The organism is Ochrobactrum sp. EDr1-4 (genome assembly GCF_049199085.1).
In the GTDB taxonomy this organism is placed as follows: domain Bacteria; phylum Pseudomonadota; class Alphaproteobacteria; order Rhizobiales; family Rhizobiaceae; genus Brucella.
In genome coordinates, this window is the sequence record NZ_JBLZOF010000004.1 from 122,426 (window position 1) to 137,477 (window position 15,052).

The window sequence follows — 15,052 nt, forward strand, 5'->3', positions numbered from 1 at the left end:
TCGTAGCTGTCATACCAGATCAACACAGAATTGCGGGCCGTAAAACGCCCGCAACCGCTCAAAAATTCCCGATCACGCATCAACTGATACACAACATTTAACCGGCGAAACCTTCCGCTAAGCGGATAAAATGCAGGATTTATTCGATGAAAACGATCCTTAAAACAGCTCTCATTCTTGGCCTCACGGCGTCACCAGCGGCAGCGCAAGAACTGACCGTTCTAACCGCTGGCGATCAAAACATGGTCGATTATGTAAACGAATATCTCGGTCCATTGTTCGAAAAAGAAAATCCGGGCACAACGGTTCGTGTTGTCGGCACAGGTCCGGGCGATGCTGGTTCACAGAAGATTCTCGAACGCTTCGAAGCACAGTCCAAAGCTGGCGTAGATAAGTGGGACGCTGACGTTGCAGTCGTTCATGAGAAATTCGCTGGCCCAATGGTCGAAAAGAAGTTTCTTGAAAACTATCGTGGCAAGATCGACAGCGGCAAGCTGGTAACCCGAGACAATGCCAAAATGGCGCTCGGCACCAATGTTGACGGCTATGTTATGCCAATGTTCAACAGCCAGACGGCACTTGCCTACAACCCGGCTCTCGTTGCCAACCCGCCAAAGAGCTATGACGAGCTGGTCACGTGGGCCAAGGAAAATCCGAAGCAGTTCGGCTATAACGGCATCAAGGGCGGCGCATCAGGTGTGAGCTTCGTTATGGGCTGGATCTATGCTTACGGCGGCGATTCCGAAAAGCTGATGAAAGGCCCGTTTGAAGAAGGTGAAGCGAAGAGTTGGGACAAGGCTTTCGCCTCGCTCAAGGATTTCACCACCAATGCAACTTTGACGCCGGGCAATGCTGGAACACTCGACATGCTAAGCCGTGGCGAAATCGCCATGGGCCCGGTCTGGGTTGATATGTTCTATTCTTGGAAGGCTAACGGCCAGCTCCCACCAGAAATGAAGCTCATTCTGCCTTCGCCGGGCATGCCTGGCCAGCCGATGCATTATGTCATTCCTGAAAAGAGCGCCAATAAGGAACTCGCTGAGAAGTTTGTAGCGCTTGCAACCAGCCCAAAAGTTCAGGCTGAAGGCATCGTAGAACGCTTCAACTGGTATCCGGGCATCGATGCCGACCACGTCAAGGCAGAACTCAATGCTGATACGTGGAACAAGCTCTTCACCGATATTTCACCAGAAGAACTAGCCAACTACGGCAAGCCTTTCCCTATCGCTCCATACAACAAGGCGATCCTGGAAGCTTACGAGCGTCAGGTCGGCAACTAACATAGGATTAAGCCGGGTGCGTCAGCGCGCACCCGGTCCCCTCACCTGAATTAAGGAATATCTATGTCGCAGAGAATGACGGGTTTTCTGCTGGTCGCACCCGCACTGGCAATCGTGTTGTTTCTGTTCATCGTGCCGCTGTTTGGCGCGATAACTGGTGCATTTCACGTTGGCGAAGATTGGGGCTTCGGCAATTTCACCAAAGCTTTCGAGCTTTATTCCAGCGACATGCTATTCACGCTTGTAATCGTCACACTTTCCTCAGCACTCATTGCGCTGTTCGCAATCGCGATCGGTGGCTATCTGACACTCGGGTCTAATCAGCGCGCAGTCACTGTGCTTCGCTGGCTTTATCGTTGGCCGCTGTTCATTCCTTTCATTGTTGTTGGCCAGATATTGCGCACTTTTCTTGCAAAAAACGGCCTTATGAATAGCCTTTTGATCGAGAGCGGTGTTCTCACACCCCTTCAAGCGATGAGCTTTCTCGACTGGCGCGGCATTGTCATTGCGTTTGTCTGGAAACAGACCCCGTTCGTTACGTTATTGCTTGCTGGCGCAATGGCATCGATTGATCGCAGCACGATTGAATCAGCACGCAATCTTGGTGCTGGGCGGCTGCGCATCCTCATTGAAATCGTGCTTCCACAAGTACGTCCGACGTTGCTTGTTGGTCTGATACTGAGCTTCGTCACAATGATGTCAGTGCTTTCTGTGCCGCTGATGATAAATGCCCAATCGCCAACCATGATCACCGCAAATATGGCGTTCCGCATCAATGCCTATGGCGATTACGGCGTTGCCAATGCGCTTGGCACGATCTCGCTCCTGATGACCAGTCTGGTTGCATGGGTTTATCTGCGCCAAACCATGAAGGAGCATGGCTAATGAGCAACATCTTTGACTGGCGCTGGATACCGCGCGGCATCGTGCTTGGTTTGCTGGCGTTTGCAATCTTTGGACCACTGGCGAACCTTCTTCTCTGGGCTGTGGCTGAACGCTGGTATTTCCCGCATACGCTGCCCATTCAATATGGTTTTTCTTTCTGGGCGAATGTATTTTCACCGCGTGGAAACGCGCTGTCTTCGCTTGCCACAAGCGTTATCATCGCAAGCCTGACGGTGGTTGTTTCGCTCGGCCTTGCCATTCCTGCTGGCTATGCACTGGCACGCCTGAAACTGCCATTTCGTGGGCTGGTGTTGCTTATCCTGCTTATCCCGCAGGCATTTCCGAACCTCCCAATCTACGTCAATATCGCGCAGATGTTCTATTCACTACGTTTGAACGGCACGATTACGGGCGTTGTTTTGGTGCATGTAACACATGGTCTGGTCTATGCAGTGTGGATCGCAACAGCCGCTTTCTCCGCGATTGATCGCGAACTGGAAGAGGCCGCACGCTCTATGGGCGCTTCTGCCATTAAGACCTTCATCCACATCACATTGCCAATCGCAGCACCGGGCCTGCTTGCAAGCGCAATCTTTGTGTTCCTTGAATCACTGGATGAATTTACCGGCACCTATTTTGTGGGCGCACCTGACATTACAACATTGCCGCTGATGCTCTATACAGCAAGCTCAGGTGGCAACTATCAGATCGCGTCGATCAGTGCATTGATCCTGCTGGTGCCGTCCATTGTGTTCATGTTTGTTGTCGAGCGCTTCTTGCGTGCAGACGTCCTCTCGAAAGTGGGTCGATAATTATGGCCGACAAAGATCGTTTTCAGGAAGAGCTTCCCGAAAACCAACCGCGCTTTATCAGTGCGCACGAAGTTGCTGTAGAGGCTGGCGTATCTCGCTCGGCGGTTTCGCGCACGTTCACTCCCGGCGCAAGCGTTTCGCCCAATACTCGCGAAAAAGTGCTGAAAGCAGCGGAAAAGCTCGGCTATCAGGTCAACGACCTTGCACGGGGATTGCTTGCCAACCGTAGCCGCATTGTCGGCATGATCGCAGCAGATCCAGCAAGCCCCTTCCGCTCGCGGCAGATCGCTGCTCTGTCTCGCCGTTTAACGGCACGTGGTAGCGTTCCCGTTCTTATCCCGACCGGACAACATGGTGAAAACCTCTCTGCTGCACACCAGACTTTGCTGCGCTATCGAGCCGAAGCAACTGTCGTTCTCTCTGGTATGCCTTCATCTTCCTTCGTTGAACTGGCACAGCGCAACGGGCAAACTCTGATCGTCGTCGGACGTAACGAAGACGGTCCAGACCACATTCGCATCAACAATAAACAGGCAGCCGAAACAGCGGTCGATGTTTTTGCCGCTCGCGGCATGAAACGGCTGGGACTTGTGACGTCGAATGTGCGCAGTCCCAATCTATTGGAACGCGAAGAGGCCTATATAGCGCGGGCCAAAAGCTTTGGCCTTGATGTCAGCGTACAACGTGGCGAACTCACGGACTATGATGGCGGCTTTGCTGCTGCTTCTCTTTTGCTGAGCGAGCGGGATCGTGTTGAAGCGGTGTTCTGCGTCAATGATCTGATGGCTTTTGGGCTGATCGATTGCGCGCGCGATGTCTTCAATCTCTCGATACCTGACGATCTGTCCGTCATCGGCTTTGATAATGTCACCGAAGCGCGCTGGGGTGCTTACCGCCTCACAACATTTGATCAGAATGCCGAGCGTCTCTCCGCGGAAATTATCCGAATGCTCGATGAGCGGCAAAGCGCGCCCAATGCACCACCGCAGATGGTGATGATCGACACGCCCTTAATTTTGCGTGGAAGCGTTCGCCCACTAAAAACTGAGAACCCAACGAACGGAAGCAAGTTCTGAATGTCCGATCATTCTATCTGGCTGCGGCCTGCTCATGACGATCTTATTTTTCTTGATAGCATCGTCAGTGATTTGGGTGGACGCTTTAATTCGCCGATATTTGAGCCGCATGCAACGCTGGTGCCAGATATGAAGCGGTCAGCAGAAGACCTTCTGCCACAAGTGTTGAGTCTCGCAATAACCCGCAAACCGCTTGAACTACTGATCGAAGACGTCACGGGAAGCGACGCTTATTTTCGCTCTCTCTATGCTGCACTTGAAAAAGCACATGCACTAATGCGCCTGAAGCAGGATTCTCTTGAAATCTCCAGCGAAGCCAGCTTGCAGAGCTTTATGCCGCATGTCTCGCTGGCTTATGGCGTTGAGGAAACAACCCTCAAACAAATGGAAATCGATCGGCTTAAAAAAGAGCTGTCCGGTCGAAAGCTTCGGTTCGACCGGCTTGTAATCGTAAGCTCCTCTAGTGATACGCCAATCGATCAATGGCATGTCAAACACGAGGTTTATCTAAAAGGCTAAGCCAGCCGCACATATAATATGCGGCTGGCTCTTAATCATCAAAGAGGGCGCGGGTAAGAGCGATAGACTTTTTCGATGTCTGCCAGAACGTCATCTGAAAGTGTTAGTTCACTCGAAGCAATGTCAATCTTGAGCTGCTCAACAGATGTTGCGCCAATAATCACGGACGCCATAAATGGCCGTGATACAGAGAAGGCAATTGCCATCTGTGCAATATCAAGACCATGCTTTTTAGCAACATCGATATAAGCGCGGATTGCCGGCTCAGAATAAGAGTTATCCCGCCACATGCCGCCATCCATCACAGATGCGCGTGAACCTTCAGGGACTTTTCCGTCAAGGTACTTGCCAGTCAGCACACCTGCTGCAAGCGTGGAATACGCAAGCAAACCAACATCTTCGAAAAGCGATACTTCTGCCATGTCGTGATCAAATTCACGCTGCAAAAGACCATACTCATTCTGGATCGATGCCATACGCGGCAGATTATGTTGTTCAGCAATCTTGAGCCACTGCATCGTGCCCCAAGCCGTTTCGTTGGAAAGGCCAACGTGACGGATTTTGCCTGCACGCACCGCATCTTCAAGACCAAGCAGAACATCATGGATTTGTTCACGTTCGGCTTTCGGATCAACATTGGATGGATTGAAATCCCAGCCCTGACCAAAGTGATAATGCGGGCGGGATGGCCAATGGATCTGATAAAGGTCGATATAGTCAGTCTGCAAACGCTTCAGGCTGTCATTAACGGCTTCAGCGACACTGGCACGGCTCGGCTTCGCGCCGCCGCGAATCCATTCCTGCCGGCCACCACCTGCAATTTTGCTGGCAAGGATAACGCGATCACGTTTGCCTGACTTTTTGAACCAGCTACCGATGTAGTTTTCCGTCTTGCCGTAGCTTTCCGGGCTCATCGGAATGGCATAGCCTTCAGCAGTATCGATAAAATTGACACCCGCATCGACAGCAAAATCAAGCTGCTCATGCGCGTCGTTTTCAGTATTCTGAACGCCCCAAGTCATGGTGCCGAGGCAGATATCAGTAACATTAAGGCCTGTGCGGCCCAAAGGTTTCATTTTCACGAGATTTTTCCGGATCGATTTGCCCGCAGAGCGCGGATGTGATGGGGGACAATTGATAACCCCGCTTTGTCACACCTGACAAGACCGCTCCTTAAAAATTGAAGATGATTATAGAAACCGATTTGCTGAATAAGGCGCTGGATCAGTAAATGTTTTCTCGCCTGTCATCATCTCAGCCAAAAGACGCCCAGTTGCCGGACCAAGCGTCAAACCATGATGCGCATGTCCAAAATCAAACCAGAGACCCTTATGGCGCGGCGCAGGACCAATCACCGGACGCATATCTGGCAGACATGGCCGCAAGCCAAGCCACGGCTTTGTTTCGACAGGCGCACCGAGCTGCGGCAGAAGGCGGCGCGCAACCTTCTCAGCACGTTTGAGTTGAATGAAATTAGCCGGAGCATCAGGCGAAGCAAATTCGATGCCTGTCGAAAGACGAACGCCCTGCACCATAGGCGCAAGCACATAGCCCGCCTCTTCATCAACCACGGTATGACCAAGCCGCTCGCCGTCCTGCATCTCAAAATGCATATGATGACCACGCTTAATACCAAGCGGAATTGCATAACCAAATTTCTGGAAAATCAGGCCCGATTGCGGACCAAGAGCTACTACCACTTCACGCGCAAAAGTGGGACCTTCCTCGGTCGTTACTTGCCACCCATTCGTGCTTTCCGAAAGTGTTGCCGCATCGCCATGAACAAACCGGCCACCATTTGATCGAAACAAATCCGCATAGGCCTGAACCAAACCGCCCGGATTGACGATGGTTTTGGGATCAAGCCAATGGATACCACCTGCAACATCACCCAACGTTGTTTCGCGCTGTTTCAGCGCCGGTGCATCAAGAACATCATAGGCCAGATTAAAGCGTTGCAACTGCGGCAAACGCTGAACTGCCGCCTGAAAAGCAATCTCACTGCGGAAAACTTCGATCCAGCCTTGCGAGCGCACGAGCCGTTCACAACCCGCCTGTGTAATCAGCGCATCATGCTCACGCACGCTCGCTTCAACCAGTGGCAACATCGCATCGGTTGCTATCTTGAGGCGCTCTGGTGATGATTCACGCCAATATTGGAACAGCCAGCGCGCAATGCGTGACACATACAACGGATCGTAGCGCACATCGGAACGGCGGTTCATGCCATAACGCAGCAGCGTGCCAAATCCTTGCGGAAACGAATAAGGAATAACGCTGGAGCGCTCAATAAGCCCTGCATTTCCAAAGCTTGTGCCTTGTCCCGGCTCACCACGATCAATCAGCGTGACTGAACGGCCTCGCGCTTGCAAATGAAGTGCTGCCGAAACACCGACGATACCTGCGCCCAGAACGATGACATCTTGTTGCAGCATGGTATCCCCAACCCATTGCATGAAATGAAAGCGCGCACCGACTGTTTGTCAGTGCGCGCATTCATACATCAAACTAGCGTAACTTTTACAAGTCACTTATCTTCGATCAATAAATATCAAAGTCGAAATATTTCTTCACGATCGTTGCATAGGTGCCGTCGTCGCGAATTTTCTTGATGGCCACATTGAACTGCTCGCGCAGATCATTGTCACCCTGACGCACCGCAATAGCCGTGTCTGTCTGCGTACCGGGCACATCCCCAATCAGCTTGCAGCAATCCGCGCCATCAGCCTTGATCCAGTCAGAAATCGGAAACTTATCCGAAATCACTGCATCAAGGCGACCGCTTTTAAGATCGGCATTGGCTTCATCAGCAGTCGGATAGAGTTTAACGTCCGCACCAGCTTTGCCATAAACGTCTTCGGCATAAGTGCCCTGCGTGGTCGATCCCTGTGCGCCGATGCTCTTCCCCTTGAAAGCTTCTGCATCAAGCGACGTGATCGTGCTATCTTTTGGAACTGCCACGGAAAGCGGTGTGGAATAATATTTGTCGGTGAAGGAAACCTGCTTCTGGCGCTCTTCCGTCACACTCATTGATGCAATAACAGCATCAAACTTGTTGGTCTGGAGGCCCGGAATCATGCCGTCCCAGTCATTAGCGACAATCGTGCATTTCGCATCCATCGCCTTGCAAAGCGCATTGGCAATCTCAACGTCCAGCCCTTGCAATGTTCCATCAGCTGCAACGAAGTTGAATGGCGGATAAGCACCTTCCGTTGCAATCTTGATCTCCTTCCATTCCTTAGCCTGCGCTGGAAGTGCGGCTATAATGGAAGCAAAGCCTGCGAACAGGATAGATTTCAACATAATATTCCCCTTGACCGTTGTTATGGTTCTGTTTTGCAGGTTTCCCGCCCACAATATTATGGATCGAATGAAGCACTGAGCGCCGCCAGTTTCAAGTTAAACATTTGGCGACGCTCATAAATTCTATCAATAAATATCGAAGTCGAAATATTTCTGCCGGATCGTCTCGTAAGTACCGTTGTCACGGATCTTTTTAATCGCCGCATTGAACTGTTCACGCAGATCATCGTCGCCTTGACGCAGAGCGACCGAAATCTTGGTTTCCGAGCCCGGAATATCGCCAAGGAACTTGCAGCAATCAGCGCCCTGCTTTTTCAACCAATCTGCAGCCAAAAACTTATCAGCCGCAATCGCATCGATACGGCCGTTCTCAAGATCGGCATTGGCTTCGTCGGCAGTTGGGTAAAGCTTCACATCCGCGCCGGCCTTGCCATAGACATCATCGGCATAATTGCCCTGTGTCGTGCCAGCCTGAGCCCCGACTGTCTTGCCGTCAAATGCTGACGGTTCAAGCGAGGTAATGTCGGTGTCTTTCGGAACCACAACGGCCAGTGGCGTTGTGTAATAGCGTTCGGAGAAAGCAACCTGCTTTTCGCGCTCTGGCGTAATCGCCATCGAGGCAATAACGGCATCGAACTTGTTGGCCTGAAGACCCGGAATCATGCCGTCCCAATCATTGGCGACGATTTCACACTTGGCTTCCATTGCTTCGCAAAGCGCATTGGCAATATCGATGTCAAAGCCAATCAGCTTGCCGTCAGGCGACATGTAGTTGAAAGGCGGATAGGCGCCCTCACTGGCAATACGAATTTCTTTCCATTCCTTTGCCTGCACAGGCATGGCTAGAACAACGGAGGCCAGACCGGCCAGCAAAATTGTTTTAAACATCGCTTCCCTATTCCACTTTTAGTTTCGGGCCATTTGATTTCTCAGTCCGGATTGCCCGCAAAGCCGAACAAATTCAATTGCAACTTTGGTCATATTCAAACGCAAAATGACCCGCTGCGTGTAAAACGCAACGGGTCTTGATATGGCCTTAACGGTGCTTTCAGGCAACAAGACGCGTTGCGTGATCTTCCTGAGCATAGGCTTTGCCGAAGCGGTTTGCGAGGAATGCATCAAGCGTGATGTCTTCCTGACGAACAAAGCCCTTCTGCGCAATTTCACCCTTAGCAAGCATATCGAGCACAGCACAGATTGCCGAAGCAGTTGTGATCTGGATGCCAGAGCGAACGATCTTGCCAACCTGATTGGCGTAAACCTTGTTCGCATAGGTTTCCTGAACCAGACGGCCGTTCTTCATTCCCGAAACAGTAACGAAGATCACGATAACGTCCTGCAATGTGCTTGGCAGAGCATTCTCAAAAATGTCCTTGAGCACTTCACGACGATGACGCAGGCCAAGATCGTTCAGCAGCGCCTTCATAAGCGCTACGTGACCTGGGTAACGGATCGTGCGGTAGTTAAGCGTGCGGACCTTGCCTTCAAGCGTATCACAAAGCGTGCCTAGACCACCCGAAGTGTTGAAAGCCTCGTAGGTTACGCCGTCGAGCGAGAACTCTTCGCGCTCTTCAAGAGCCGGAACCTTGGTCAGCTGGCCGTTGACGATAGCTTCACATGGTTCGATATATTCGTTGATCAGGCCGTCGGTGCTCCATGTGAGATTGTAGTTAAGAGCATTCGATGGGAATTCTGGCAGAGCGCCAACGCGCATACGGACGTTTTCCAGTGTGTCAAAGCGCTTTGCGAGATCGTAAGCAACGATCGAAATAAAGCCTGGAGCCAGACCGCACTGTGGAATGAATGCAGTGTTTGCATCCTTCGCCAGTTCCATGACGCGCTTGGTGCTTGCAACGTCTTCGGTCAGATCAAGGTAATGCACGCCAGTCTTGGCTGCAGCTTCTGCGATCAGCGTGGTGAGCTGGAATGGAGCCGCGCTGAGAACTGCGAACTTACCGGCCAGAACAGCTTCAAGCGCCTTGGCGTCTGCAATGTCGAGCGCCTTCGTCTTAACTTCTGCACCAGTGTCCAGCGCATCAAGCTGTGCCTGCGAACGATCGATAACCGTTACAGCATAATCACCAGTCGAAGCCAGAAGATCGGCAATGGTCGCGCCAATTTTGCCCGCGCCTACAACAACGATCTCTTTCATGTTTATTCCCCTATAGGTCTGTTTGGGTAATGCAATTTCGATAGACAAAGAATCTCATATTTTTCGGCGAAAAGAAGCGTATAAACTGACGATTTCACGTTGTTTGTTTGTGCAATATGACGTACTTAATATGCATTATGACGACAAATGCCGACCTTGCCCTTATCGCACTGCTACGTGAAAACGCACGTGCATCCACTGCCGACCTCGCACGGAAGCTCAGTGTGTCACGCACGACCGTACAAAGCAGGCTGGAAAAGCTGGAAAAGCGGGGCGTAATTGAAGGCTATACCGTTCGAATCGCTCCAGAATTTGAGCGCGATCTGGTGCGCGCGCATGTGCTTGTAACGGCGCTACCGAAGTTTGCACCAAAGGTGGAAACGGCACTGCGCGGCATCATGGCTGTGCGTACATTGCATTCTGTCAGCGGTCATTTCGACATGATTGTGGTGGTTGAAGCGCCGTCGATTCAGGAATTGGATATTGTTCTCGACAAAATCGGTGCGCTCGAAGGCGTCGAACGCACCATGTCTTCGATCATTCTATCGACACGGATTGATCGCTAATCAGTCTTTCGAACTGCCTTCCCAACCGGCATAAAATACGCCCGGATGCCTTTCCATGAACTGCGTAACAGCATCAATTTCTTCCGGGTCAATCGACGTACTCACAAGGGTCGCGAGAATTTCGACCGTCTCAGCATTGCGATCAGAAATCTCCACATCGCCAACCGGATATTTCGCCTCTTCCAGCTTCTCAACGAGCAGCTCGCGCATTTCTTCCATCGCTTTGTGAGAAGCGATAACGCGAACTTCATAAGTTTGCTCAAGTGCCTGTTGATCGACCGGTATGCGATTGATGAGATTGACCAGCGGGCGAAGCAGCGTATTTCCCAGCAGAACAAAGACCGTCAAAAGAGCTGCTTCGGCCAGCATATCAGTGCCAGCACATGCGCCAACGGCTGCGGAACACCAGAGCGTCGCAGCCGTGTTAAGGCCGCGAACATTCATGCCCTCTTTCATGATGACACCGGCACCGAGGAACCCGACGCCCGAAACCACATAGGCGATAACCCGTAAAGCTTCCGCGTTGCCTGCAAGACGCGCTGCCAGATCAACAAAAGCAGCAGCGCCAAGTGCGACCAGCGCATTGGTTCGCAAGCCCGCCGTTCGCTGACGATACTGACGCTCAGCTCCGATCAATGTACCAAAAATGAAAGCGGCAGTGTAACTCACTGCCGTATCGAGAAACGGGAAAAAGTCGAAAGTATTCAAAAACTGCATATCAAAAACCCAATTTCTGCCAATGCGTTAGCAAATTAGATTAATGCAATTATGACGGTGAAGTCAGTCCACTCAGTTGCCAACAAATTCAAACTTATCGACATCGACCAAACCACGATCTGTGATCTTCAGATGCGGAATAACCGGCAAAGCAATGAAAGCCAATTGAAGAAACGGCTCTTCCAGCACGGATCCGAGTTCTTCCGCTGCATGACGCAGCGTGCGCAATTGTTCGCGTACTGTTTCATATGGCTCAGCACTCATCAATCCGGCTATTGGCAAAGGCATTTCGGCAAGAACTTTCCCATCGCGCACAACAACAAATCCGCCCTCGATTTCACCAAGACGATTTGCAGCAACAGCAATATCTTCGTCGGAAACGCCGACCACGCAGATGTTATGGCTATCGTGACTGACGGTTGACGCAATAGCTCCGGCTTTCAGGCCAAAACCATGCACAAAGCCCGTTGCGATATTGCCATTTTTGCCGTGGCGCTCGACGACTGCAATTTTCACGACATCGCGTTCAAGATCGGGTTCAACGCCATGCGGACCAACTTTAAGATCGAATTCTAAGCTTTCGGTGATGATCTTGCCGGGAATAATACCGATGGCACGGGTCTTGCCGCTGTTAGATTGCGACCGGAAATTCGTTGCACTGACCCTTTGCGCCTTAACGCTGTTACGACCAACTGCGGCAACCGTTTTGCGGGTTGCGAACAACTCTTCCGAAACCACCCTGCCCGCAGAAAGCACGATTTCTGCATGACAGCCTTCAAGACTATCAACGATCACGAGATCGGCGCGCTGCCCCGGCGCCACTAGGCCACGATCATGCATCCCAAACGCGCGCGCTGCCGAAACACTTGCCGCGCGATAAATCGCTAGCGGCTCAACGCCTCCAGCAATGGCTGTGCGGATCAGATAATCAAGATGGCCCTGATCTGCGATATCGAGCGGATTGCGATCATCGGTGCATAATGACAAGAATTGCGAATGTCGTTCAGTGATGATCGGCATTAGCGCATGCAGGTCTTTCGAGACCGATCCCTCACGCACGAGCACATGCATGCCTTTACGCATTTTCTCTAATGCTTCTTCGGCACTTGTCGCTTCATGCTCTGTACGAATACCCGCTGAAATATAGCCATTCAGGTCAAGCCCGCGCAGAAGAGGTGCGTGACCATCGATATGACGTCCCTGAAAGGCTTTGAGCTTCGCCATGCATGCAGGGTCTTTCGAAAGAACGCCGGGGAAATTCATAAACTCAGCGAGGCCAATTACCTTTGGATGATCGGCAAACGGCAAAAGATCGTCGATCAGAAGCTCCGCGCCCGATGTCTCCATATGCGTAGCTGGTACGCAGCTCGAAAGTTGCACACGAATATCCATGATCGTCTCAAGCGAGCTATCAAGGAAATATTTTAAACCTTCGGCGCCCAGCACATTGGCGATCTCATGCGGATCGCAAACGACAGTTGTAACACCCTGCGGGAGCACGCAACGATCAAACTCATGCGGTGTAATGTGTGATGATTCAATATGGAGATGCGTATCGATAAACCCCGGAACGACAATACGCCCGCTGATATCGATTTCCTGCTTGCCCTGATATGTACCGAACGTACCAACAATGCGATCACCGCAGATTGCAATATCGCTTTCAACCAGTTCACCAGTTACGAGATCGAAGAAGCGGCCACCTTTCAACACGATGTCTGCGGGTTCGCGACCGGCGCCCTGATCAATCATCTGTTCCAACATTGGCTCACTCCATTCAAATCATTTTCGGAATCAATTTCCCGAAAATAACACAATGAAGCAACTTCAACGCTGATATTCGATGACCCGGCTTCGGTTAAGAACCAATTCAAGCCTGTTTTCGTCCAGAAGATGCATGCAGATGCGTTTGCTCCAAGGCCCATCCTGCAGCGTAAACAAAGCCCGCCCATTACCCAAATCTTCAAGCGGCATGACCTGACGCGCCGGTCCTATACCCATAATAATGTGACCATTATCCACGGTGAGCGACGCGCCATAAAGCGATGCATTCCATTGTCCGTCAAATTCTTGACCGGCTGGTTTTGGATGTACTGGTCGGAATTCGCGCCTCACATGACCAATTTCACCTTGCAGAACATCACCACCCCACCGCAATTTCATCGGCGATGATGGAGATAAGGAAGAAGCCCAATCTTGCCCCACATCATAAAGCCTATCTTCCGCGCCAAGATAATTTGCTACGCCTTCACGCATTTCGAGCCAAAATGGTCCAGTGTCAGTGACGTACAATCCATCAGGGATGGCAGACGTCTTTTCGGGCAATGAAAGACCGTTCAGAGCCGCCATGCAATCACGTGCGATTGTATATGTATCGGCATCTTCGCGATTACAGACAACGACTATGCCGGTTTTATCAACCGGATCGAGCAAGAAATAGCTTTTATAGCCCGGATGCGAGCCGCCATGACCAATAAACCGCTTCCCGTCGATGTCATTCCAACGCAAACCAAGGCCATATCCTGTCGGACGACCGTCATTTAGAAAATGCTCAGCAGACAACGTCGAAAGCAATCCATTCAAAGCGCCATGACCGGCCAAAAGTGCCTGCGCCCATTTTGTGAGCGCCATGCCGCTACCAGCCACACTGCCAGATGCGGAAAGATGCAATCCCGCACTGCTTTGCTGCCATTTTCCGTTTGCTTTAAAGTAACCCGGAACAAGACCTTTCACAGGATCGGCCCACTCATTGGGGGCTTCCATACAGATATTAAGCGGGTGGCTTAATTCTGATCGCACAAAGTCTTTGAAAAAAATTCCCTTACGTTCGAATGCCGCTTCAATCAGTCTATAGCCTGTATTGGAATAAGATATTTCCGCACCAGCCGGAAAGTTAAGCCGCTCCAAACTGGCAAGGAACTCAATCAGGCTTGCTGCATTCGTATGCGAATATACGGATAGTCCCAACAGCGTCAGGCACTCGCGCGCATCCGGTAAACCACCCGTCATATCCAGCGCACGCGCGACGGTAACGTCAGCAAGCGGGCACTGCAATTCCGGCAAGTGGTCGCCGATCCGATCATTAAGACCAATCAAGTCGGAATGGCGCAACAGCATCGCGCAGAAAATATGCTTGGTGATCGAAGCATAGCGAACAACGGTATTCGCTGTAAAAGGAGTGCCCGTCGAAAGGCTCTCCAGCCCTCCGGCATAAGCGAATTTCACACCCTCAAGATCAAAACCAATGATGACGCCACCCGGCTCATCCTTGCTCCATGTCCTGGAATAATGCTTTGCAGACAACGAGGCTGCATTCCAGTCGGAATGGATGGGCATAAAAACTCCGTCAGGCATTCTCGGACGATGGACTGCCCGCATGTGAAAATTAGTGTTTATTTAAAGCCGCCGAGAAATGAGCCTAACATTACATTAGCAGCTTTGAAGAAAGCCACATAATTGGGATTCGACTGGTGGTGCAAGTCCATGAGTTTGCTGAATTTTTAATTGGGCTTTATAAGAGTGATAAATATTTTTGCTAAGACCTCAAAAACGGGTAGCTGATCCCAAAACCGAAATTGCAAACTCTATTGATGATCGGTTCGGACCACTATCCACATCTTCTGCACATAATTATCGTTTCTTTTTCGTTTTTTTTCCTTTCGCCAATTAACATTTTCGGTTTTATTCTATTAAGGGAGAGAAAAGTTGCCCTATAGCGAATTTGCAGTCATATAAGTGTAAT

14 protein-coding genes are annotated in these 15,052 nt (G+C 51.0%); 6 read left to right on the top strand and 8 right to left on the bottom strand.

The annotated features are described in order from the left end of the window. Positions 1–146 precede the first annotated feature (146 nt). From ACOZHT_RS15460 to ACOZHT_RS15480, 5 genes are all read left to right on the top strand, one after another. Positions 147–1,280, top strand: coding sequence for an extracellular solute-binding protein (locus ACOZHT_RS15460; protein WP_339512769.1), 1,134 nt, complete (start codon positions 147–149; stop codon positions 1,278–1,280). 63 nt (positions 1,281–1,343) lie between these two features. Beyond that, the gene (locus ACOZHT_RS15465) at positions 1,344–2,165 is read left to right on the top strand and encodes a sugar ABC transporter permease (protein ID WP_339512767.1); all 822 of its coding nucleotides are present in this window, start codon (positions 1,344–1,346) and stop codon (positions 2,163–2,165) included. Beyond that, positions 2,165–2,977, top strand: coding sequence for an ABC transporter permease (locus ACOZHT_RS15470; RefSeq protein ID WP_339512766.1), 813 nt, complete (start codon positions 2,165–2,167; stop codon positions 2,975–2,977). The genes ACOZHT_RS15465 and ACOZHT_RS15470 overlap by 1 nt, the downstream gene beginning before the upstream one ends. A 2-nt stretch (positions 2,978–2,979) precedes the next feature. After that, on the top strand, positions 2,980–4,053 hold the full coding sequence (locus ACOZHT_RS15475; RefSeq protein WP_339512765.1) for a LacI family DNA-binding transcriptional regulator: 1,074 nt from the start codon (positions 2,980–2,982) through the stop codon (positions 4,051–4,053). Then, entirely contained in the window at positions 4,054–4,572 is a 519-nt protein-coding gene (locus ACOZHT_RS15480) for a haloacid dehalogenase (protein WP_339512764.1), read from the top strand. A 38-nt stretch (positions 4,573–4,610) separates the two neighbouring features. Here the strand turns inward: ACOZHT_RS15480 and ACOZHT_RS15485 are convergent, their stop codons facing one another. The 5 genes from ACOZHT_RS15485 to ACOZHT_RS15505 form a co-directional block, all read right to left on the bottom strand. Beyond that, a complete protein-coding gene (locus tag ACOZHT_RS15485; RefSeq protein WP_339512872.1) occupies positions 4,611–5,648 on the bottom strand; it encodes an aldo/keto reductase in 1,038 nt (345 codons plus the stop codon). A 114-nt stretch (positions 5,649–5,762) separates the two neighbouring features. Next, positions 5,763–7,007: an NAD(P)/FAD-dependent oxidoreductase gene (locus ACOZHT_RS15490; RefSeq protein WP_421565968.1), complete on the bottom strand. Its 1,245-nt coding sequence runs from the start codon at positions 7,005–7,007 to the stop codon at positions 5,763–5,765. A 106-nt stretch (positions 7,008–7,113) separates the two neighbouring features. Beyond that, positions 7,114–7,875, bottom strand: coding sequence for an ABC transporter substrate-binding protein (locus ACOZHT_RS15495; protein ID WP_339512762.1), 762 nt, complete (start codon positions 7,873–7,875; stop codon positions 7,114–7,116). 126 nt (positions 7,876–8,001) lie between these two features. After that, positions 8,002–8,763: an ABC transporter substrate-binding protein gene (locus ACOZHT_RS15500; protein ID WP_421565969.1), complete on the bottom strand. Its 762-nt coding sequence runs from the start codon at positions 8,761–8,763 to the stop codon at positions 8,002–8,004. 160 nt (positions 8,764–8,923) lie between these two features. Next, the gene (locus tag ACOZHT_RS15505) at positions 8,924–10,063 is read right to left on the bottom strand and encodes a saccharopine dehydrogenase family protein (RefSeq protein WP_339512870.1); all 1,140 of its coding nucleotides are present in this window, start codon (positions 10,061–10,063) and stop codon (positions 8,924–8,926) included. A gap of 101 nt (positions 10,064–10,164) precedes the next feature. Here ACOZHT_RS15505 and ACOZHT_RS15510 point away from each other — a divergent pair, with 101 nt between their 5' ends. Beyond that, complete coding sequence (locus tag ACOZHT_RS15510) at positions 10,165–10,593, top strand: Lrp/AsnC family transcriptional regulator (protein ID WP_339512758.1); 429 nt, start codon at positions 10,165–10,167, stop codon at positions 10,591–10,593. Here ACOZHT_RS15510 and ACOZHT_RS15515 read toward each other — a convergent pair whose 3' ends face one another. The 3 genes from ACOZHT_RS15515 to ACOZHT_RS15525 all read right to left on the bottom strand — a co-directional run bounded on the left by ACOZHT_RS15515 (position 10,594) and on the right by ACOZHT_RS15525 (position 14,646). Further along, on the bottom strand, positions 10,594–11,310 hold the full coding sequence (locus ACOZHT_RS15515) for an MgtC/SapB family protein (RefSeq protein ID WP_339512756.1): 717 nt from the start codon (positions 11,308–11,310) through the stop codon (positions 10,594–10,596). Positions 11,311–11,382: 72 nt separating this feature from the next. Further along, on the bottom strand, positions 11,383–13,074 hold the full coding sequence (gene ade / locus ACOZHT_RS15520; RefSeq protein WP_421565970.1) for an adenine deaminase: 1,692 nt from the start codon (positions 13,072–13,074) through the stop codon (positions 11,383–11,385). A 63-nt stretch (positions 13,075–13,137) separates the two neighbouring features. Continuing rightward, on the bottom strand, positions 13,138–14,646 hold the full coding sequence (locus ACOZHT_RS15525; protein WP_339512754.1) for a serine hydrolase domain-containing protein: 1,509 nt from the start codon (positions 14,644–14,646) through the stop codon (positions 13,138–13,140). Positions 14,647–15,052 lie beyond the last annotated feature (406 nt).